Genomic DNA, 21,286 nt, shown 5'->3' with positions numbered 1-21,286 from the left:
AATTCAATTTATCTAATGATTGATATTTTATAAAATGATATCATAATTTTGCAGATAAAATAATTCCCTATCTCTTTTCTACAATTTTTAAACAAAACAAGTGATTATAGGACATGAAGAAGTTAAAAGTGATCAAGATTTACCTATTTACTGATAAAATTTTACTCATTTATCTAGGGTTTATTGATAAGAGTATATTCGAATCAATTTTCACCCATTATTTATTGTATTCCTTAAGCTTAAATGGATAGAATTGAACCAAAAAGATTAGTATTACGATTTATATACTAAAACTCCTTACGTATTCTGAAGGTGTAACTTGGTTGTACTTTTTGAAAGACTTATTAAAGGTAACCTTATTGTTGAAACCTACTTCATAAGCTACATCGATAATGTTAATTCCTTTGGATTTATCTTTTTTAAGAATATTCTTTGCTTCATTAATTCTATATGAATTGATAAGATCAAAAAAATTAAGACCAAAATGTTCGTTTATAACCTGAGATGTATTGTGCCTATTAGTATTCAGAAGGTCAGCCAATTTTTGTAAGGTAATATCATTATCTCTATAGATCTTTTTTTCATCCATTAAATAGACGAGCTTATCCTTTAATTCGATTGATAATTCGGTAGTTAAACTCGATGAACTATATTTAAAAGTGTTTAATAATTTATCTTCTTCGATCTTGGCACTGCTCTTGACTCTGACCATTGCCAAATTGAAAAATGTATTATAACTGATATATAATACCAATAGGGTCATGATGAAAATTTGTAAATTGAAAAGTAAGCTACCTAATTCATATTGTTTAAAGATAAAAGCATAAAAAGCGTAAGAAAAAGTATAAAGACTGTAAAACACAATCAAATTTCTCCTCCAATTTTTTTCTAATTTGGCTATGCTATGATTACTGACTCTTCTCCGTTTCAAATAAATAGAAACTATCAAAACACCATAAATTGTCAATGAGATTAATTTTCCGATCATAATCACATCCAGATACGGCCGCTCATTGTGAATAATCATATGTAGTTTCTCGTCACCGGATAAAGAATATATTGGCAACATACAAATGATAAATAAAAACGTAGGTGTCAGGTGCAATGCATCTATTTTACTGAATTTGTATTCTTCATAAACTCTTTTGAAATAGAAATAAATGAGAGGACCGTATAAAAACGAAAAAGAGGCAGATACATATAACAAGTGTGGCAGGTTAAATTCATAATTTGTGATGAATATACTTACTCTTAATATAAAAAGGGAGTGAAGTAATAAAAAGCAGCCAATTAAAAACTTAGGGATTCGATCTTTACCTTTCCTAAACATTAAAATTGTGGAAATAAATACGCCAATAAATCCAACATACAAACAAAGCAAAGACCAAAGATCCACTTTTTGTTGATACTTTTCCTGTAATATTATAAAGCTTTCTGCATCTGTAATAGTTTCAAAATAGCTGTGATTAACAAATGAAACATCTAACGTTGCAAATATGTATTTTTCGATATAGATAGTTGCTTTTTTGGCTTGATTGGTTTTTGCAAAAGAAAAAGCAAGTTTTTTATATAAATACGTGGAATCTTTAAATTTTTGGTTCAGTAATTCTTCATAGAAGAAAATGGCTTCGCTATATCTATTTAAGTGAAAAGAATTGTCTGCTTTTTCCAAAATATCGTTGGTGTTTTTGGAAAAATCATAAGGTTCCTTCATATTCTGGCCTTCATTCCCCAGAATATTTCCTCCCCACAAAAAAAATAGAAACAGAATCTGCCAGTAAGTCGTAAATAAGGTTTGTTGAGTTTGATACATAATAAGCTGAAAAATCAGTATGGCTAAAAATAATACTTGTATATAATTTTTTTCATAAAATTATTTGAATACTTAACGGTTCATAACGCCCTGATTATACTTTTCAAAAATACAAAACCATAGAAATCAAATACTTAAATCACAAACGGTTGTTAATTAATTTAACATCAAAGCGTGTTAATTAACATTATATTAAAAATTTAATAAAGCATATAGATAATTTTTAAATCCAAAACACCCCTAAAAAATTAATGTAATCATAAAAGGATGCCAGAATATTTTGATGGCTAACTCAAATATACATTTCATAAAACTTGAACAAAGTCTATATAGAAATTGCTCATCCTATTTATGACTACAGTATAAAAGAAGTGATAGAATTCAGAAAGCCGGGTAATCCTTATCAAAGTTTACCTTTACCGAATAAATTTTACTTTTTCCGAAGAAAGTTTACTTTAAAACACAATAAAAATCAGGCTACGAGTGATTTTACATACTCTGAAGGAGTGATTTGATTATATTTTTTGAAAGACTTATTAAATGTCACTTTATTATTGAAACCGACTTCATAAGCAATATCAATGATATTGAAGTTTTTATGCCTTTCTTCTCTAAGAAGCTCTTTAGCTTCTTCTATACGATATTTATTGATCAGCTCAAAGAAGTTTAGATTAAAATGCTCATTGATAATCTGAGAAGCATTGTGCCTGGTAGTATCCATCAATTCGGATAGAACTTGGAGTGTAATATCGTTCTTTTTATATATTTTTTCTTCATTCAATAAATACAACAACTTTTCTTTTAGCTCAAGAGATAAGCTTTCTGTGAGACCGGATTTTTTGTACTTGCTGTTATATGGATTGTTTTTTGATTCTGCTTTAATAATTTTTAGACTTCCAAAAATACTCGGTTGAACAAAAGCTGTATAACTAACATAAAGAACGAGCAGTGCCATTACACCTACTTGCATATTAAAAAGAAAACCACTGTAAATTTGCGACATGATCAAAAAAGCATAAATACCGTAAGTAATGATGTAAACCGAGCAGAAAACTACGATATTTCTTTGCCATAAAAACTCTGTTTTTAGCATCGCCTTTTTATTCTTTATAGTCTTAATATACAATTGAATTACTAAAATACCATACACCACTAATGATATTAATTTGATCACAGTGATCAATGTTCCGTGCGGTGTTGTACCGTGTAACATCATTCTTAATTTTTCTTCTGCCGATAGCATGTAAATTGGCATCAATAGGAACACTACCAAGAAGATCGTAGGCACTGTGTGTAATAGATCAATTGCTCTAAATTTATACTTCAGAATTACTCTTTTGAAATAGAAATAAATAAGTGGTCCATAAAGAAACGAAAATGATGTAGAGATATACAAACTATGAGAAAAATAATACTGATAGTTAGTCAACAATGCACAAATGTGTATGATAAAAATAGAATGCAATAAAACAAATGAACTCATTAATAGATTTGCTATTTTATCAGATCTCTTTCTAAGATTAAGAACGATGGCAACAAAAAGACCTATAAACCCAGCGTACAAACAAAATATTGACCATATGTTTACCTTTTTCAGATATTTATCAGATAATAGTTTATACGATTCGGAATCACTGATTTTTTCAAAAAAACTATGTCCAACAAACGCAATATCCAAACTTGCCATTACATACCGATTTATGTATTGTACCGCAAGATCAGGTTCATTAATTTCTGAATACGCAAATGCAATTTTTTTAAGCACCGATAAAGAATCAACTTTTTTCTCTTCTAATTCTTTCAGATACTTTTCGATTACTTTATGGTATTGTTGAGAATCCTTAAGACCCTGAGAAGAAGAAAAAGTAAGCGCACTACGTATATCCTTGTCTATTGTAATTTCAGAATCCGTACCGTACAGAGATGCTGTAATAAACAATAAAACAAGAACACTCAACAAAGTTATCCCTTTATTTTTTTTTGAGTTAGCCACACAATAATTACTAAATAATTATACTTCCTAATTTACGATAACTTTTTCACAATTTTTTCACAACATTGGATCACCCGATAATATCTTACTAAAAATATCAGTAAAAACAAGGGTTCTCAAAGGATAAATAATTTACAAAAACTATGGTATAACCGTAAAATTTAGAAGAAAATTCATCATTGATAAGTCCTTAAAGAACAAAAAAAAATAAAATCAGTACTTTTTAAGATTTTTGCTTTACCATTTTCTGGTTTGAGAAAACTTTTCAAATAGCATTTAAAGGCATTATAATTTTTTAGCTTCTTCCCAAAAGACATCCATTTCTGCCAATGTCATTTCTTGTAAACTTTTACTCTTTTCTTTTGCCTTTTCTTCTAAATATTGAAATCTCTTTATAAACTTTTTATTAGTTCGTTCTAAAGCATCCTCGGGATTAATCTTTAGAAAACGTGCATAATTTATCATGGAGAATAGGACATCTCCAAATTCGGATTCTATTTTATCCTGATTCTGATCATTAATTTCTTCTTGTAGTTCTGCTAGTTCTTCTTGTAACTTCTCGAATACTTGTTGTGGTTCTTCCCAATCAAAGCCTACTCCGGCAACTTTGTCTTGTATTCTGCTGGCTTTTACTAAAGCTGGTAAGGATTTTGGAACTCCTTCCAAAACACTTTTCTTACCTTCTTTCAGCTTTAATTTTTCCCAATTTCGCTTTACATCCTCTTCATCAAATACTTTGACATCTCCGTAAATATGTGGATGTCGATTGATAAGTTTATCACATATATCATTAGCTACATCGGCAATATCAAAATCGCTTGTTTCGCTTCCAATTTTAGCATAAAAAACAATGTGCAACAATAGATCTCCGAGTTCTTTTTTAACCTCATTAAGGTTATTATCTAAAATTGCATCTCCTAATTCATATGTTTCTTCTATGGTAAGATGTCGCAAAGACTGTAGGGTTTGCTTTTTATCCCAAGGACATTGTTCTCGCAATTCGTCCATGATGGTTAGTAATCTATCAAAAGCTTTTAGTTGATTTTCTCTAGTATTCATAGCCATTGTTTATTTCAAAAATAAGGTTAGTAAGATGCAACCTATAATTCGACAATAAAAGCAATTTTATCAGAAAAAAGTATAGCTTTGACTTTTTTTTACATCGACTAAAATTAGTTTTTACATGGTTCCCTTAAAAATTCTTTTTGCAAGTATCCCTGCTGACGGACATTTTAATCCAATGACAAAGTTAGGCGTACACCTTAAAGAGAGAGGACACGATGTAAGATGGTATACGGGCAATACCTATAAAAATAAATTAATCCAAATGGGCATTCCTTATATACCTTTTAAAATAGCAAAAGAAATTAAGGTCTCAGAACTAGATGAAGCCTATCCCGAAAGGAAAAAATTAAAAGGAATATCTCATATCAAATTTGATATTATTAACCTTTTCATTAATAGAATGAAAGATTATTATGCCGATGTGAGAGATTTATATGAATCTTTCCCTTTTGATATCATAGTTTTTGACAACACATTTCCAGGTACGATCGTTAAAGATAAGCTAAAAGTTCCTGCGGTGGGAATCGGTGTGGTTCCCTTGGCGCTAAGTGCTTCTGATATCCCACAATATGGCATGGGACAGCAACCGGCTTCAAATTTTCTTGGTAAACGAAAACAAAACTTTATTAAGTTAATGGCTGAAAAACTTATTTTTAGAGAAACAAAAGAAGCATATAATCAATTATTAGAACACCTTGATTTACCCAAAGAAGATCATAATATTTTTGATATCGCCCCTTTAAACTCTTCTATCTTTCTACAAAACGGAATAGCAGAAATGGATTATCCCAGACATTTTATCCCTGAATCTATCAAATATGTAGGTGCTTTAGAAACCTGGTCTGATCATAAAGTGGAAAAAAATAAGAATTGGAAAAAAATCCTAGATTCATCAAAAAAAACAATCCTTATTTCTCAAGGGACTGTGGAAAAAAACAACAATAAACTAATAATTCCGGCTTTAGAAGCATTTAAAAGTTCTGATTATAACGTTTTAGTTGCCACAGGACATAATGATACAGACGCTTTACGAAAACAATATCCTCAGAAACATATATATATTGAAGATTTTATATCTTTTGAAATGGTCATGCCAGTCACGGATGTTTTCATATTTAATGGTGGTTACGGCAGCAGTATGATTAGTATCAGGTACGGAGTTCCGATGATTACTGCAGGGGTCAATGAGGGTAAAAACGAAATTTGTGCTCGAATCGATTACTGTGAGTTGGGAATTGATTTAAAAACGGAAAGACCCAGAGTTATTTCTCTTCAAAACGCTGTAACCAAAATATTAAACTCTAACAAATACAGCACAAAAGTGAAACAAGTACAGAAAAAACTTAATTCTTATGACACATTGAATATTTGTGAGGAATATATTATGAATTTAATCTCTAAAAAATGAGAAGCTAAAACTTAATAGTACTCATCATTTGCCGTGTCTTTTCAAAATCTGTTATTAAATCCTCAATGATTTTGGATGCGGGTTTAATATCGTGAATCAATCCTGACACCTGTCCGATTTCTAATTCACCTTCTGCAAGATCACCTTCAAACATCCCGCGTTTTGCCCTTGCACGACCCAAAAGATTTTTTAGCTCTTCTGTAGATGGTCCTTTCGTGTATAGTTCTGCTACATCATTATAGAACTTATTTTTAAGCATTCTTACAGGTGCTAGTTCCTTTAACGTAAGATGTGTATCTCCTTCTTTGGCATCAACGACCATTTGCTTAAAATCCTGATGCGAAGATGCTTCGTCACTAGCTACAAATCTACTACCAATCTGAACTCCATCTGCACCTAAAGCCATTACTGCAAACATAGATGCACCAGTTGCAATACCACCCGCAGCAATTAAGGGTATTTGTATTTTTTCTTTAACCATAGGAATCAAGGCTAAAGTTGTTGTTTCATCCCTTCCATTATGCCCTCCTGCCTCAAAACCCTCAGCAACCACAGCATCTACTCCTGCATCTTCGGCTTTTAAAGCGAATTTCAAACTACTTACCACATGTACTACAGTGATTCCTCTTTCTTTGAGATAAGAAGTGTAGGTCTTTGGATTTCCTGCAGATGTAAAAACGATCTTCACACCTTCTTCAAGAATAATATCTATGATCTCTTGAAGGTTTGGATATAACATAGGTACGTTTACTCCAAAAGGTTTATTGGTAGCTGTTTTACATTTTTGGATATGCTCCCTCAAAACATTCGGATACATAGAACCTGCACCTATCAGTCCTAAACCACCCGAATTACTCACCGCACTGGCTAGTCTCCATCCACTAGCCCAAATCATCCCTCCTTGAATAACAGGATATTGAATTTTAAAAAGTTCTTTAACTTTATTCATTAGTATTTTGATATTTTGTTTGTGAGAGTTTAGATATCGATTTGACTTTACGAAATTACACCAGATCCAATTAATTCTTCTCCAATATACCAGGCTACAAACTGACCCTCGGTAATAGCGCTTTGGGGATTTTCGAAAACTACATACATCCCGGAATCCGACTGATACAGTTTCGCTTTATCTAAAGGTTGTCTATATCGTATTCTAGCCATAACCTCTAACTCCTGATCAACATTAAGTTTTAGATCTTCTCTCACCCAGTGTAATTCTTCATTGCTTATAAAAAGGGCTTTTCTATATAACCCAGGATGACTTTTGCCTTGTCCTGTATAGATAACATTTGTTTCTACATCTGTCTCAATAACAAAAAGTGGTTCTGGTGTTCCCCCAACAGCTAGTCCTTTTCTTTGTCCTTTAGTATAATAATGCGCTCCTTGATGTTTGCCCACTATTTTTCCATCATTAACATCATATGTAAATTTTGATGATAGAAATGCTAATTCTTCTCTCTTAGAATTAAAACTAGGAATTGTTTTATGATACATTTCCTTTGAAGAGGAAATTTCAATAATATCCCCTTTCTTGGGCTGTAACTTTTGCTGAAGAAACTCGGGTAATCTTACTTTTCCAATAAAACATAACCCTTGAGAGTCTTTTTTATCAGCAGTAATTAAATTTTGTTCTTTTGCTATTGATCTTACTTCGGGTTTCAGCAATTCTCCAACAGGAAAAAGAGTTTTTGCTAATTGATCTTGAGACAATTGACATAGGAAGTATGACTGGTCTTTATTAGGATCTTTCCCTGCTAATAACCGATGTATTTCCTTACCATTTTCTGTGATAGTTTCTTTTCTGCAATAATGTCCTGTAGCCACATAATCAGCGCCTAAAGATAATGCGATCTTTAAGAAAACATCAAATTTAATTTCTCGATTACATAAAACATCTGGATTTGGTGTCCTTCCTCTTTCATACTCATTAAACATATAATCCACGATACGTTCTTTGTATTCTTCACTCAGATCTACTGTCTGAAATGGGATTCCCAGTTTTTCAGCTACCAACAAAGCATCATTACTATCATCCAACCAGGGGCACTCATCCGAGATCGTTACCGAATCATCATGCCAATTTTTCATAAAAAGACCTATCACCTCATATCCCTGTTCTTTTAATAGATATGCTGCTACACTAGAATCCACTCCACCCGATAAACCTACAATAACTCTTTTCATTACTATTATTTTGTCTGTATTTTTAACTTTGGTTTAAAAGCAAAAATAACAGCATCACCGTTTTTAAATTGTGTACAAAAATAACAAATAAAAAAAGCAATGCTAATGCATTGCTTAAAGCTTTTTCTATCTGTTTCTATTTAAAATTGATATTAAGAACCTCTCTTACTAACAGGAAATCGTTTTTGCTCCTTTAGCTTACCACTTTCATAGTATTTCCATATTCCATCTTTACGATCTCGCTTATAATTCCCTTCAATTTTCACCTTTCCCTGCGCATCATAATATTTAGTAATTCCGTGTAATTGGTCATTTTCGTATGTAAACTCTTTAATAATAACACCTTTATTAGAATACATAAGCCGTTTACCTTCTTTTTTACCCTCTTGATAAGTTGTTTTTTCTGTAAGCTGCCCATTTTCAAAATACGTCTTTTGTTCTCCGTGTAGTTTTCCAAAACTATATTCCTCTGTCATCATTATTTTAGACGATCCATTATGATAATATGTCCACACACCAACTCTTTCTTTACCAATCATATTCCCTTCGCTAATTACCTTACCTTTCTCAGTAAAATATTTTACGTTTACTGTATCCGTGTTTTTGGAAAATACTTTAATCGCTGTGGGAGATTTTCCACTACTAGGCTTGTAAAATTTAAACTCTCCTATTTCTTTACCGTGTTCAAATGTACCCTCATATCGCAATTGATCACTATCTGGGTACCTCTTTTGCCATTTCCCATGTCTTTTGCCATCAGCATCAAACTTGTTAAATTCTTGAGCATTAACCATCATCATCCCACAAACAAAAAAGAAAAACAAAAATTTATTTCGCATAGTTCATCTAATTATTTGGTAACTTCGTTTTCCAAAAAGTATACCAATATTCTTAAAAAATATAATTAAAAGAAAATTTCAGATACATTTTATGATTTTAATCTTACAAAAAAATCATTAAAATTTCATAAAAAACCATACAGCTATATTAAAAGCAGCAATACTTAACTTTTGTTTAACAAAATAATGAAAATATGTAAAATCATTATGACGTTAAGCATCTGAACAAATAATAACTTTTAAAACTCAAAAACATGAAAATTATTTCAAAAATCACGAACGCGATAATCATTGGGGCCTTAATTCTGGGAGTCACCTCTTGTAGTGATGATGATGACGGCAACATTATTATTCCTGAAAATAATATAGTTGTAACAGCTACAGCGGATACCGACTTATCACTATTAGTTACAGCCCTTGCTGCAGCTGATGGAGATTTAGTATCTGTTCTAAGTGGAGCTGGTCCTTTTACTGTATTAGCTCCTACTAATGAGGCGATACAAGCTTATCTTACAGCTAATAATTATGCTGATATTAATGCAATTCCTACAGCAGAGTTACAGCAACTATTACTTAACCACGTAATTCCCGGAGAATTTAGTTCTACTGCTCTTACTAATAGTGGAGCAGGTTATGAAAATACAGCTTCTACCGCCGGACCTAATGGAAGTGCTATTAGTATATATTACAACACAACAAGTGGAGTTGTTTTTAATGGAGGTGCCACGGTTACCACAGCGGATATTGAAGCCTCAAATGGAATTATTCATAAAATTAATGCAATAATAGAATTGCCGGATGTAACAACTTTTGTAACAGCAGATCCCGAGTTTTCTAGTCTTGTAGCGGCTTTAACAGCTTACAATTTTGATTACGTAAACACTTTAAAAGGAAATGGACCGTTTACTGTATTTGCTCCTAATGATACTGCTTTTGATGAACTACTTGCAGTAAACGACAATTGGAATGTACCTGCTGATATTGACGAAACAGTTTTGAGCAACGCTTTAAATCTTCACGTAGTGCCAGATTCCAACATAAGAGAAGCAGATATTGTAGACGGAAATTTGACTACCTTATCAAAAGAAATAACCGTTAATGCTACTGCTAAAACCATTAAACTTGCGGGTAATGATGATGCAAGTGCCAGTACCATTATTGCAACAGATGTTCAAGCCACTAATGGTGTTATTCACGTAATTAATAAGGTTATTTTGGATTTACCATCAATAAACCCAAACTAATTATTAAAATAAAAACTATAAAAAAACTGCTTTGTACTTAAAGTACAAAGCAGTTTTTTTATAAATATATTATATGATCCCCTATTTTTTAGTCTTGGCTTTTTGCTGTTGTTCAGCCTGCTCCATCAACTGTTTCATTTTGGCCTGAAACTTACCTTGTTTTTTAGGTTTTTTCTTATTCTCCTGAATCTTAGCATGAATCTTATCTTCATCTATAATTACGTTCTTTATCACCAACATAATACCAATTGTGATTAAGTTAGAAATGAAATAATATAAAGATAATCCACTGGCATAGTTATTAAAGAAAATCAGCATCATCAAAGGAGATAAATACATAATAAACTTCATATTAGGCATGCCAGGTTGTTGTTGTTGCATTGTCTGACCGGTAGTCATCATCATATAAATGAATATCGCTACAGACGCTAAAATTGGGAATAAACTAATATGATCTCCATAAAATGGAATTTCAAACGGTAATTTAGCTATCGTATCATAACTTGATAAATCATCTGCCCATAAGAAACTTTTTTGTCTCAAATCAAAAGCACTTGGGAAAAAATTGAACAACGCATAGAAAACCGGAATCTGCATCAAAGCTGGTAAACAACCACTCATTGGGCTTGCTCCTGCTTTACTATACAAAGCCATGGTTTCTTGTTGTTTTTTCATAGCATTGTCCTTATACTTTTCATTAATCTCTGTTATTTCAGGCCTTAAAATTTTCATTTTAGCCTGAGAAACATACGATTTATAAGTTACTGGTGACAATACAATCCTTACTACTATAGTCATCACTATAATTGCAATCCCGTATGGAAGAAAACCACTTAGAAAACTAAAGAACGGAATAAAAATATATCTGTTTATAACTCCAAAAATCCCCCATCCTAATGGTACAATTTCATCCAAATTACGATCGTAAGAGCTTAGAATTTTATAATCTGTTGGTCCATAATACCAATTCATATTGTAATCTAATTCACCCCCTTGTAATTCTAAAGGCATCGATGCAGCAAACTCCTTTGTTACTTTTATATCTTTATCATCTAGTTCACTAGTGTTTGCAATGTTTTTCGATGCTAAGGTTGCTGTTTTAAAAGGAGTATCGGTTAGTAAAATTGAAGTAAAAAAGTGTTGTTTGAAACCAATCCAACTTACTTGTTCTTCTTGATCTTCGTCAAAATCACCCTGTCCCGTAAAATCATCTTTATCACCTTCATACTCATAGTGAATATCGGTATATCTGTTCTCATAAGAAGCACTCTTGGCTTGTCTGATAGCTTGTAATTTCCAATCTAAGCTAACTGCTTGACTGCTATTTATGACTTGTTGTAAACCTTTCGACTTTATAGAAAAATCCATCATATAATCGTTAGGCTTCAATTCGTATCTGTATTCTAAATATTTAGATTCTGAAACCTTTAGTTTCATAGATAAAACAGTGTTATCACCGCTTTTTGTTATTGACGGTTCAAAAAACAGGTCTTTGGTATTTAAGATCCTATTGTCGGTTGTTCCAAAGTTAAGATTGAAGGAAGCATTTTTTCCGTCTTTTATTAAATATAAAGGTACTGAGTCATAGGTCTTGAAATTCTTTAACAACGCTTCTTTAATATAACCTCCCCTATTACTAATTTTTAAACTTAGCACCTCATTCTCAATCTGAGTAACATTTTCTTTTGCTGAAGGCAAACTAGCTGAGTAAGCAAAAGCGCCTAATTGAGATTGCGCTGCAACTATCGCTAGTGAATCTGTTGGATTAACCACTATAGGTTCACTTGGTTCAACAAAATCTGTGGCTTTACTCTCACTGTCTTGTTGTTGGTTTTCAACCTGTTCTTTTTTTGCTTTTTCCGCTTCAATCTCCTCTGGTGTAGGCTTATTGATATAAAACATCCACGCAAAAATTCCAAATATCAGTATAAATCCAATTACTGTATTAAGGTCAAACTTTTTTTCTTCCATTGATATGTGTATAAAAAAACCTCTATTTGATTATTCAAAAGGTTTTTAAAAATTATAATACTTTTTAATTAGTCAATTATCTAGCCAGTTACGATCCTTGTGCCACTTTGACATCTTTGTTACAATCAGAATGTTCTACTGCGGCTTTAACAAAAGCAACAAAAAGTGGATGGGGATTTGCTACCGTGCTTTTATATTCTGGATGATATTGCACTCCTACAAACCAAGGATGATCCGGAATTTCCACGATTTCCACCAATCCGGTTTTAGGATTGATCCCGGTAGTTCTTAGTCCCGCCTTTTCTAGTTGCTCTTTATATTGATCATTGTATTCATAGCGATGACGATGACGTTCTGCGATTAAAGTTTTTCCGTAAGCTTCTGATACCTTGCTGTTGTCGACCAGTTCACAATCCCAGGCACCTAGTCTCATAGTACCACCCATATCTGTAATATTTTTCTGTTCTTCCATTAAACTGATCACCGGATTTGCAGTATTTTCATCAACTTCGACAGAACAGGCATCTTTAAGACCCAATACATTTCTAGCATATTCTATAACTGCCATCTGCATTCCAAGGCAAATTCCAAAAAATGGCAATTTATTTTCTCTGGCATATTGCACTGCCTTTATTTTTCCTTCAATACCTCGTTCCCCAAATCCTGGTGCAACTAAAACGCCATCTAAATGCGCTATTTTATTTGCAATAGTTTTTTCATCTATGTATTCCGAGTGAATACTTTCTACATTTACCTTTACCTCATTTTCCGCACCGGCATGAATAAATGCTTCTAAGATTGATTTATACGAATCCTGTAATTCTACATATTTTCCAATAAGCCCGATAGTCACTTCACATTTCGGATTTTTATGTCTATCCAGAAAATTATTCCATTTATCTAAGTTTGGAACATCATCATCTCTTAACACCAATTGTTTTAAAACTACGGTATCGAGCCCTTCTTCTAACATTAAATTAGGTACATCATATATTGTAGAAGCGTCAATAGATTGAATCACTGCTTCTTTCTTTACGTTACAAAACAAAGCAAGCTTACTTCTAATATCTTCTGATAGCTCATGTTCTGTTCTACATACTAAGATATCTGCTTTTATACCGCTTTCCATTAATGTTTTTACACTATGTTGGGTTGGTTTCGTTTTTAATTCTCCAGCAGCAGAAAGATATGGGATTAGTGTTAAATGTATTACTAAAGCATTTGTATCGCCAAGCTCCCATTTTAGTTGGCGTACCGCTTCAATATAGGGTAATGACTCTATATCACCGACCGTACCTCCAATCTCGGTAATTACAATATCATAATCCCCACTTTTTCCTAAAATTTGGATTCGTTCCTTAATTTCATTAGTAATATGCGGCACTACCTGAACTGTTTTGCCTAAAAATTCACCACGACGTTCTTTTTCAATAACGCTCTGATAAATTCTACCGGTAGTTACATTATTTGCTTGCGACGTAGGTGTATTCAGAAAACGTTCGTAATGTCCAAGATCGAGATCAGTTTCTGCTCCATCATCGGTTACATAGCATTCTCCGTGTTCATAAGGGTTTAACGTTCCTGGATCTACATTAATGTACGGATCCAGTTTCTGAATCGTAACTCTGTATCCTCTTGCCTGAAGCAATTTTGCTAAAGAAGCCGCTATAATTCCTTTTCCTAATGATGAAGATACGCCTCCGGTTACAAAAACATATTTGGTATTAGCCATGTAAACTTAACTATTAGTACGGTTGTGTTTAAATTTTGCGCAAAAATACAAAGAAGAACCCAAACAGGACATTGAAAACTTTGCAATATTCATATAACTTATCCATAATTCGTTAACAGTATAAAAAACTGAAAATGAATTGATAACGTTATATACAAAAAAAATCCTATCTCATAAAGACAGGATTTTAATTCTATAATATCAGGTTTTATTCTTCTTCTTTAGAAACCTCTTCTTTTGGTTCTTCAAAATCGGTAATTCCTTTTGCCTGAAGAATATTGTACCATTGGATCACTTTTTTCATATCACTTACATATACTCTATCCTCATCATAATCCGGTAAGACTTCACTAAAATAAGCCTCTAACTTATTCTTAGATTCCTTGTGGCTAATAGCTTGTTCGCCATTTTCTTTTTCTTGAATCCTTTTAAAAATCTCTCTTAACGGAACTTCTTCAGTAAATGTATAAATAGCAATTTCGCTAAGTATACTCACATTATTTTGTATACTAACTGATAGTTTTTTCCCATCAGCCAATGACTCTGCAACAAATCCACTACGCGTCTGTGCTTTTAATTCGAACAAACCCGGTTTTCCGGAAATTGATAATATTTTGTCTAAACTCATAAATTTCTTTTCAAAGATGGCAAATATCTACAGTTCATTTTAAAAAATCAAACATTCGCCAATATAAATTATTACTGAATTCTTTGTCTTAAATTGTATCTTAATTCTTTCTATTAACGACTCTTTTTTGCCAACGGAAATCTCATGCGATATTCTGGAGTAATTTTACCTTTAGATATATTCGTGAGCTTTCCTTTAATCAAACGTTTTTTAAGACTAGATAGTTTATCTGTAAACAAAACTCCTTCAATATGATCATACTCGTGTTGAATGACTCTTGCTGCAAGCCCACTATATATTTCGGTGTGTTCTACAAAATTCTCATCAAAATAGTTAATTTTTATAGTTTCCTTTCTAAATACATCTTCTCGTACTTCGGGAATACTTAAACACCCTTCACAGAAAGACCACTCTTCACCAGTCTCTTCAAGAATAATGGCATTTATAAATACTTTTTTAAATCCTTTCAAAACCTCTCTTTCTTCTTCAGAAAGCTCCTCGTCATCTGCAAAAGGCTCTGCATCTACCAAAAATAATCGTATCGGGAGTCCAATTTGCGGCGCAGCCAGCCCAACTCCATGAGCATTATACATAGTCTCGAACATATTATCGAGTAATTCTGATAGCTTAGGATAGTCCTTAGTTATCTCCTTTGCTTTTTTCTTTAATACAGGATCACCGTATGCTACAATGGGTAAAATCATTTAATAAATATTCTATATTTTCTATTTTTTATTTTATTGAATACACTTTATAAATTATAAAGATAATCCTGAAGTATGATGGTGGCACTAATCTGATCTACTAATGCTTTATCTCTTCTTTTTTTCTTTGATATTCCGCTGGCAATCATAGTATCAAATGCCATCTTAGAAGTGAACCGTTCATCTATTCGTTTTATCGGAATATCAGGCAATAATGCTGATAATTTCTTTAAAAATGGTTGTATTAACTTCTCACTTTCTGACGGTTCTCCGTGTAAACGTTTCGGCTCGCCAACTACAAACAATTCTACTTGTTCTTGTGTCACATAGTTTTGTAACCAACCCAATAATTCTTTAGTATCTACAGTGGTTAACCCAGAAGCTATGATCTTGGATTCATCTGTAACAGCTATCCCACATCGCTTACCTCCATAATCTATTGCCAAAATCCTTGCCATACTTTGTTTTATGCAAAAGTATGACATTATTATAAATTAGGGTAAAATATTAAGAGTATCCTAAAATATTTAATGAGCGTATGATTTTAGAATGAAGCTATTATCTTTACGAAAATTTTTTATCAATGAACCAACTAAAAGAAACCATAGAAAAAGCTTGGGACAACAGAGAGCTTTTAAAAGAATCCAATACTCAGGATGCCATTAGAAAAGTCGTAGATCTTTTAGATTTAGGAGAACTTCGTGTAGCAGAACCGATAGAAGGCGGATGGCAAGTTAACGAATGGGTTAAAAAAGGAGTGGTACTCTATTTTCCTATTCAGAAAATGGAAACACTGGAGGCCGGTATTTTCGAATACCACGATAAAATTCCATTAAAAAAAGGGTACCAAGCAAAAGGAATCAGAGTAGTCCCGAATGCCGTTGCTCGACACGGAGCTTACATTTCGCCCGGCACTATCTTAATGCCTAGTTATGTTAACATCGGAGCATATGTTGATGAAGGAACTATGGTAGATACATGGGCAACAGTGGGTAGTTGTGCACAAATTGGTAAAAATGTACATCTGAGTGGTGGTGTTGGAATCGGCGGTGTTTTAGAACCATTACAGGCCGCACCAGTAATTATAGAGGATAATGCATTCATAGGATCCAGATGTATCGTGGTTGAAGGCGTTCGTGTAGAAACTGAAGCAGTACTTGGTGCTAACGTAGTATTAACTGCTTCTACAAAAATCATTGATGTTACTGGCGAAACTCCGGTAGAAAGCAAAGGAGTTGTTCCAGCTAGATCAGTGGTGATCCCTGGAAGTTATTCTAAAAAGTTTGCCGCAGGAGAATATAACGTTCCTTGTGCTTTAATTATTGGTAAACGAAAAGAAAGTACTAATAAGAAGACTTCTCTTAACGATGCACTTAGAGAGCACGATGTAGCTGTTTAATTATAAATAAAACATATACTTGTGAGCTTGTCTTTTTTTAGGCAAGCTCCTTATTTTAATCGATAGTCTTAAATGAAAATACTAGTCATTCAGCAGAAAATGATAGGCGACGTGCTTACCAGCACTATTATCTGTGAAGCGCTTAAGAAAGAATATCCTGGAGCCACTATTGATTATCTTATAAACTCTAGCACAAAACCTGTTATCCAAGAAAATCCATTTTTTGATCATATTGTCGAATTCAAGAACGAATATCGTGACAGTAAAAAAGAGTTTTATTCTTTTTTAAAAGAAATCAAAAAGTCAAAATATGATTTGGTGGTTGATGCATATGGAAAATTAGAAAGTAACCTTATCTCCTACTTTTCCAAAGCTCCGGAGAAAGTTTCTTTTTATAAATGGTACACCAGATTTTTATATTCGAAAGTTATTCATAGAAAACCTGAACCTATTACCAGTGCTTCAATAGCTGTCGAAAACCGATTGAGATTGGTATATCCAGAAGATAAAATTGCCACTCACATTATTCGACCCAAAATATTCCTAACGGAAGAAGAGAAGAATTCATCAAACTCCTATCTAAAAGACAATGGAATAACCTCAGAAAAACCTCTTATTATGATTAGCGCATTGGGAAGTGAGATGAGAAAAACCTTGCCATTTGAATATATGGCTAAGGTCATTGATGAAATTGTCAAATCTACTAATGCGAATATTCTATTTAATTATATTCCCAGTCAGGAAAAAGATGCAAAAGCCATTTACGACCTAACTAATCCCATGACTCAGGATCACATTCATTTTCAGGTTTTTGGAAAAAGTCTACGCGAGTTTATAGCCATCCTATCTCATTGTGATGTCCTAATTGGAAATGAAGGTGGCGCAGTTAATATGGCGAAAGCTTTAGATAAACCAACATTTACGATTTTCTCACCTTGGATTATCAAAAAAGACTGGAACATGTTTGAAGATGGTCTCAAACACGATTCGGTTCACTTGTACGATTTTAAACCCAAATTATATGGAAACAAAACACCGAAAGAAATGAAAGATAAAGCTATAGAATTATATAAAAGTTTATCACCAGAATTTATTATCCCAAAATTAAAATCGTATCTAAACAACCTGAAACTTTAATCTTTTTCGATTCCAAAAGGAGTTCTGATAACTTTATCCCGTTTGGTAACTTTTCGGATTGCCTTATTTTTTGTGATCATCTCAGGTTGTACATATCCTCTTTCATGATACAGATGTAAACAAATCGCACTATATCGAATTTGCTTTGCCCTAATCCCTAAATTAAATAATCGCTCTCCTATCTCTCTATCTTCTCCCCCATACTGCATGCGCTCGTCAAAGCCATTAACTAATAACACATCTTTTTTCCAACCAGAAACATTCATTCCATCCCAAGTGGCTTTAGTAGGAGTTATAAAATTAAGAAAGCTCTCTTTAAATCCCCTCGAAGTTAATTTATTCAACTTAAAAGAAGATTTCAGCCCGTGTCTTTTTAACCAATTTACGTTAAAACAGTTTTGAGTTTTAATATCTTCTTGAGTAATACCTTCTGAAATATCTTTAGGTAACTTAAAATAACCTCCCGATAAAAACCAACCAGGTTTTCTTAATCTAAGATGCGTTTCAATAAAATCATTTCTTGGTATACAATCACCATCTGTAAATAGTAAATAATCAGCAGAAGCCACTGTAATCGCTTTATTTAAAATTACAGTCTTTCTAAACCCAAGGTCTTCTTGCCATATATGCTTTATAGGATATTTGACCACCCTAGAGAAATCTCGAATAACATTCTTAGTTTCTTCGCTAGAACCATCATCCGCAATGAGTACCTCAAAACCATTTATGCTTTGATGTTCATAACCTAACAAGACTTTTTGCAACCATTGTGGTTGATCATACGTACTTATAATAACTGTTATTATTGGTGATTGCATTGCCGTAAAAATAACTATTTTTGCACGATAGCGTGCTAATAAATAAAACATCTATCAATCTTAAAACACCAGAATGGTTAAACTATCTGCCGTTATCATAACATACAATGAAGAAAAAAAAATAGAGAGATGCTTATCCTCATTAGTTGGTGTTGTTGATGAAATTGTAGTTGTAGATTCTTTTTCTACCGATAGAACAGCAGAAATCTGTAAGCAGTATGACGTTAAATTTATTACACAAGAATTTCTAGGATATATAGAGCAAAAGAACTTTGCAATCAACCAAGCTTCAAATGATCATATCATATCGCTTGATGGCGATGAAGCTTTATCTTCTGAACTACAGGATTCTCTGATCCAATTAAAATCTAATTGGGTACATGATGGATACTATATGAACAGGTATAATAATTTTTGCGGGCAATGGATAAAATATTCTGATTGGTATCCCGACAAAAAACTAAGAGCTTTTAAAAAAGGTTCAGGCTCCTGGAAAGGTATCAATCCACACGATTCCTACAAGTTAGATAATCCTAAGTCATCTGCTAAATTACAAGGGGATATCCTGCACTGGAATTATACAACCTATCAAGAATTTAATCTCAAAACAGATAAATTCTCTACCATCTCTGCAGAATCTTATTATAAATTAGGAAAAAAAGCACCCGTTTGGAAAATTGTTGTAAATCCAACGTGGGCCTTTTTCAAAGCTTACTTTTTGAGATTGGGATTTTTAGATGGTTTTAATGGATTTGTAATCTGTGTTCAAACTGCAAATATTACATTCCTGAAGTATTCAAAACTTAGAGAGTTGATAAAAAACGGTACATCTTAAAGTTAAGATTCTTCTCTGTACTTCTTTTTCCAAAAGAAGATTTTTCGTTTTAATTTTCGTTTACCGTGATAGCGATTCTGAAATTCCTGAGTGTACTGCCACATCCACTTAAATATCTCAGCTTCATTTTCACCTGTACATTTAGCATATTCGTTACTCATTACTCTAACCATCGATTCGTGAATTGTGAGTCGTGCAAAGTTTTTTATTCGAGTTTCAAAACTCATCTCCCCAAATTCCATTCGATTTAAATCAACCAAATAGAACTCATACCCATTTTCTGTTCTCTCAATTAAAGTATTTCCCGGAGAATGGTCTAAGAAATTCACTCCATTCTTATGTAACTCATAGGTAAATCGCGTAAAGGCTCTCAAGATTTCCTCATGATCCGCAATACTAAAATCGGTAGTCAATTCTCTATAAGTAAGGTCACATTCAACCAGCTCGCTTACATAATAGCTTTTTTTGAACAAAAGTGGTGTTGTTCTTATTTCATAAGCAACCGGAAAAGGAGTTTTGATTCCTAAATCTAATAATTTATTAGCATACATATATGATCGCTCAGCTTTGGATTTTCTAAAAAAACGATAGGCTATCTGATTAATAATATTAGGAATCTTGAATGATTTAATCGTATATTTTTCACTATCCAGATTTACAATTTTAATGACATTTCGTTCTGCATCACCTAGTATTTCATCGTACTTTTCAAAATTATCAAGGGCTTCGACAATAGATTGATGCATATAGTTTTTGGTAGTATGTACAATGATATTTTTTGACATCATTTACCTATCTGATAAACTTCGCTACAGTAGCATATTGAGGAAACCTTATATCTAAATGCCTAAAAAACAAAGGAATATTATAAAGCAAAGGCTTAATTGATTTACTTTTATTAATTCCTTCATGTGTAAGTACCGTATAACCAAGGTTTTCATACATCTTCTGAATACTTTTTCCGGTAAAAAAACGAAGATGGGTTCTATCCATTACCCCATAATCTTCATATTCCCAATCTTTATTAAAAAGCACCTTTAAAAAGGTATTATGATATCTAACATTAGGTATAGAACTTATCACTACGCCATTCTCGGCAAGCTTATGCTTTATTTTATCTAAAACCATATAAGGATCAACGAGATGCTCTAAAACATCATTAAAATAAATAACATCAAAATAGTTATCAGGCAATTCATCTAAAAAGTCTTCACATTTTCCAGAAAACACTTTATCCAGTTTAGTCTTAGCAACTTGTGCTTCACTATCCATATATTCAATTCCCCAAACTTCTGCTTCTGTTTTATCTTTTATAATTTTTGCAAAGGCACCATTTCCACATCCGACATCTATGACTTTTTTGGTTTGCTCAGGAATATATTTTATCATTTCCTTTCGAACGTTATCATAGTAACCATCTGGTTTATTATCGTAATCCATAAACATTTGTTTGATCATCGCAAATATATCAAAATATAGCTTCTATCTTAAAGTTATACTAAGTCATTATAATGAT

Annotated in this window: 19 protein-coding genes; 5 read left to right on the top strand and 14 right to left on the bottom strand. The window is 32.7% G+C overall.

Annotation, left to right across the window (positions count from 1 at the left end; all coding sequences use genetic code 11):
• Positions 1-280: 280 nt before the first annotated feature.
• The 3 genes from ACE94K_RS10540 to mazG all read right to left on the bottom strand — a co-directional run bounded on the left by ACE94K_RS10540 (position 281) and on the right by mazG (position 4,865).
• Entirely contained in the window at positions 281-1,714 is a 1,434-nt protein-coding gene (locus ACE94K_RS10540) for a helix-turn-helix domain-containing protein (protein WP_378183912.1), read from the bottom strand.
• A 571-nt stretch (positions 1,715-2,285) separates the two neighbouring features.
• Entirely contained in the window at positions 2,286-3,806 is a 1,521-nt protein-coding gene (locus ACE94K_RS10535; RefSeq protein WP_378183910.1) for a helix-turn-helix domain-containing protein, read from the bottom strand.
• 285 nt (positions 3,807-4,091) lie between these two features.
• Complete coding sequence (mazG, locus tag ACE94K_RS10530) at positions 4,092-4,865, bottom strand: nucleoside triphosphate pyrophosphohydrolase (protein WP_378183908.1); 774 nt, start codon at positions 4,863-4,865, stop codon at positions 4,092-4,094.
• 124 nt (positions 4,866-4,989) lie between these two features.
• On the opposite strand from mazG, the gene ACE94K_RS10525 reads away from it, so the two are divergent.
• Positions 4,990-6,279: a hypothetical protein gene (locus tag ACE94K_RS10525; protein WP_378183906.1), complete on the top strand. Its 1,290-nt coding sequence runs from the start codon at positions 4,990-4,992 to the stop codon at positions 6,277-6,279.
• Between the two features lie 4 nt (positions 6,280-6,283).
• On the opposite strand, the gene ACE94K_RS10520 is transcribed toward ACE94K_RS10525, so the two are convergent.
• From ACE94K_RS10520 to ACE94K_RS10510, 3 genes are all read right to left on the bottom strand, one after another.
• Positions 6,284-7,228: an NAD(P)H-dependent flavin oxidoreductase gene (locus ACE94K_RS10520; RefSeq protein ID WP_378183904.1), complete on the bottom strand. Its 945-nt coding sequence runs from the start codon at positions 7,226-7,228 to the stop codon at positions 6,284-6,286.
• Between the two features lie 47 nt (positions 7,229-7,275).
• Positions 7,276-8,463, bottom strand: a complete 1,188-nt coding sequence (gene mnmA, locus ACE94K_RS10515; RefSeq protein ID WP_378183902.1) for a tRNA 2-thiouridine(34) synthase MnmA — start codon at positions 8,461-8,463, stop codon at positions 7,276-7,278.
• 152 nt (positions 8,464-8,615) lie between these two features.
• Positions 8,616-9,302 carry a toxin-antitoxin system YwqK family antitoxin gene (locus ACE94K_RS10510; protein WP_378183900.1) on the bottom strand — a complete coding sequence of 229 codons (687 nt, stop codon included), beginning with the start codon at positions 9,300-9,302 and terminating at the stop codon, positions 8,616-8,618.
• Between the two features lie 254 nt (positions 9,303-9,556).
• Between ACE94K_RS10510 and ACE94K_RS10505 the strand changes: the two genes are divergently transcribed.
• The gene (locus ACE94K_RS10505; RefSeq protein ID WP_378183898.1) at positions 9,557-10,546 is read left to right on the top strand and encodes a fasciclin domain-containing protein; all 990 of its coding nucleotides are present in this window, start codon (positions 9,557-9,559) and stop codon (positions 10,544-10,546) included.
• An 81-nt stretch (positions 10,547-10,627) separates the two neighbouring features.
• Here the strand turns inward: ACE94K_RS10505 and yidC are convergent, their stop codons facing one another.
• The 5 genes from yidC to ruvX all read right to left on the bottom strand — a co-directional run bounded on the left by yidC (position 10,628) and on the right by ruvX (position 16,039).
• The gene (gene yidC, locus ACE94K_RS10500; RefSeq protein WP_378183896.1) at positions 10,628-12,517 is read right to left on the bottom strand and encodes a membrane protein insertase YidC; all 1,890 of its coding nucleotides are present in this window, start codon (positions 12,515-12,517) and stop codon (positions 10,628-10,630) included.
• Between the two features lie 88 nt (positions 12,518-12,605).
• Positions 12,606-14,249, bottom strand: coding sequence for a CTP synthase (locus ACE94K_RS10495; protein WP_378183894.1), 1,644 nt, complete (start codon positions 14,247-14,249; stop codon positions 12,606-12,608).
• 208 nt (positions 14,250-14,457) lie between these two features.
• Positions 14,458-14,877 (bottom strand): DUF5606 domain-containing protein, encoded by a 420-nt coding sequence (locus ACE94K_RS10490; RefSeq protein ID WP_378183892.1) that lies wholly within the window; start codon positions 14,875-14,877, stop codon positions 14,458-14,460.
• A 113-nt stretch (positions 14,878-14,990) separates the two neighbouring features.
• Entirely contained in the window at positions 14,991-15,581 is a 591-nt protein-coding gene (gene def, locus ACE94K_RS10485; protein WP_378183890.1) for a peptide deformylase, read from the bottom strand.
• Positions 15,582-15,628: 47 nt separating this feature from the next.
• Positions 15,629-16,039 (bottom strand): Holliday junction resolvase RuvX, encoded by a 411-nt coding sequence (gene ruvX, locus ACE94K_RS10480; protein WP_378183888.1) that lies wholly within the window; start codon positions 16,037-16,039, stop codon positions 15,629-15,631.
• A gap of 125 nt (positions 16,040-16,164) precedes the next feature.
• On the opposite strand from ruvX, the gene ACE94K_RS10475 reads away from it, so the two are divergent.
• Both ACE94K_RS10475 and ACE94K_RS10470 read left to right on the top strand, forming a co-directional pair.
• Positions 16,165-16,980 carry a 2,3,4,5-tetrahydropyridine-2,6-dicarboxylate N-succinyltransferase gene (locus ACE94K_RS10475; protein ID WP_378183886.1) on the top strand — a complete coding sequence of 272 codons (816 nt, stop codon included), beginning with the start codon at positions 16,165-16,167 and terminating at the stop codon, positions 16,978-16,980.
• A 72-nt stretch (positions 16,981-17,052) separates the two neighbouring features.
• A complete protein-coding gene (locus ACE94K_RS10470) occupies positions 17,053-18,117 on the top strand; it encodes a glycosyltransferase family 9 protein (protein ID WP_378183884.1) in 1,065 nt (354 codons plus the stop codon).
• Here the strand turns inward: ACE94K_RS10470 and ACE94K_RS10465 are convergent.
• Positions 18,114-18,986, bottom strand: a complete 873-nt coding sequence (locus tag ACE94K_RS10465; protein WP_378183882.1) for a glycosyltransferase family 2 protein — start codon at positions 18,984-18,986, stop codon at positions 18,114-18,116. The genes ACE94K_RS10470 and ACE94K_RS10465 overlap by 4 nt on opposite strands.
• 22 nt (positions 18,987-19,008) lie before the next feature.
• On the opposite strand from ACE94K_RS10465, the gene ACE94K_RS10460 reads away from it, so the two are divergent.
• A complete protein-coding gene (locus ACE94K_RS10460; protein ID WP_378183880.1) occupies positions 19,009-19,770 on the top strand; it encodes a glycosyltransferase family 2 protein in 762 nt (253 codons plus the stop codon).
• Positions 19,771-19,772: 2 nt separating this feature from the next.
• Here ACE94K_RS10460 and ACE94K_RS10455 read toward each other — a convergent pair whose 3' ends face one another.
• Entirely contained in the window at positions 19,773-20,558 is a 786-nt protein-coding gene (locus ACE94K_RS10455) for a lipopolysaccharide kinase InaA family protein (protein ID WP_378183878.1), read from the bottom strand.
• Positions 20,559-20,562: 4 nt separating this feature from the next.
• On the bottom strand, positions 20,563-21,210 hold the full coding sequence (locus tag ACE94K_RS10450) for a class I SAM-dependent methyltransferase (RefSeq protein WP_378183876.1): 648 nt from the start codon (positions 21,208-21,210) through the stop codon (positions 20,563-20,565).
• Between the last annotated feature and the right edge of the window lie 76 nt (positions 21,211-21,286).

The sequence above is a fragment of the Aquimarina besae genome, assembly GCF_042434905.1.
GTDB lineage: Bacteria > Bacteroidota > Bacteroidia > Flavobacteriales > Flavobacteriaceae > Aquimarina.
Note: the sequence above shows the minus strand (reverse complement) of the source record. Positions and strands in the feature narration are given on the sequence as shown.

What these genes read in the sequence shown, in the direction of transcription:
- yidC (WP_378183896.1), bottom strand. Translation starts at nt 12,517, where the DNA reads ATGGAAGAAAAAAAGTTTGACCTTAATACAGTAATTGGATTTATACTG.
- ACE94K_RS10465 (WP_378183882.1), bottom strand. Translation starts at nt 18,986, where the DNA reads ATGTTTTATTTATTAGCACGCTATCGTGCAAAAATAGTTATTTTTACG.
- ruvX (WP_378183888.1), bottom strand. Translation starts at nt 16,039, where the DNA reads ATGGCAAGGATTTTGGCAATAGATTATGGAGGTAAGCGATGTGGGATA.
- ACE94K_RS10520 (WP_378183904.1), bottom strand. Translation starts at nt 7,228, where the DNA reads ATGAATAAAGTTAAAGAACTTTTTAAAATTCAATATCCTGTTATTCAA.
- def (WP_378183890.1), bottom strand. Translation starts at nt 15,581, where the DNA reads ATGATTTTACCCATTGTAGCATACGGTGATCCTGTATTAAAGAAAAAA.
- ACE94K_RS10455 (WP_378183878.1), bottom strand. Translation starts at nt 20,558, where the DNA reads ATGATGTCAAAAAATATCATTGTACATACTACCAAAAACTATATGCAT.
- ACE94K_RS10475 (WP_378183886.1), top strand. Translation starts at nt 16,165, where the DNA reads ATGAACCAACTAAAAGAAACCATAGAAAAAGCTTGGGACAACAGAGAG.
- ACE94K_RS10470 (WP_378183884.1), top strand. Translation starts at nt 17,053, where the DNA reads ATGAAAATACTAGTCATTCAGCAGAAAATGATAGGCGACGTGCTTACC.
- mnmA (WP_378183902.1), bottom strand. Translation starts at nt 8,463, where the DNA reads ATGAAAAGAGTTATTGTAGGTTTATCGGGTGGAGTGGATTCTAGTGTA.
- ACE94K_RS10510 (WP_378183900.1), bottom strand. Translation starts at nt 9,302, where the DNA reads ATGCGAAATAAATTTTTGTTTTTCTTTTTTGTTTGTGGGATGATGATG.
- ACE94K_RS10540 (WP_378183912.1), bottom strand. Translation starts at nt 1,714, where the DNA reads ATGAAGGAACCTTATGATTTTTCCAAAAACACCAACGATATTTTGGAA.
- ACE94K_RS10505 (WP_378183898.1), top strand. Translation starts at nt 9,557, where the DNA reads ATGAAAATTATTTCAAAAATCACGAACGCGATAATCATTGGGGCCTTA.
- ACE94K_RS10495 (WP_378183894.1), bottom strand. Translation starts at nt 14,249, where the DNA reads ATGGCTAATACCAAATATGTTTTTGTAACCGGAGGCGTATCTTCATCA.
- ACE94K_RS10490 (WP_378183892.1), bottom strand. Translation starts at nt 14,877, where the DNA reads ATGAGTTTAGACAAAATATTATCAATTTCCGGAAAACCGGGTTTGTTC.
- mazG (WP_378183908.1), bottom strand. Translation starts at nt 4,865, where the DNA reads ATGAATACTAGAGAAAATCAACTAAAAGCTTTTGATAGATTACTAACC.
- ACE94K_RS10450 (WP_378183876.1), bottom strand. Translation starts at nt 21,210, where the DNA reads ATGGATTACGATAATAAACCAGATGGTTACTATGATAACGTTCGAAAG.
- ACE94K_RS10525 (WP_378183906.1), top strand. Translation starts at nt 4,990, where the DNA reads ATGGTTCCCTTAAAAATTCTTTTTGCAAGTATCCCTGCTGACGGACAT.
- ACE94K_RS10460 (WP_378183880.1), top strand. Translation starts at nt 19,009, where the DNA reads ATGGTTAAACTATCTGCCGTTATCATAACATACAATGAAGAAAAAAAA.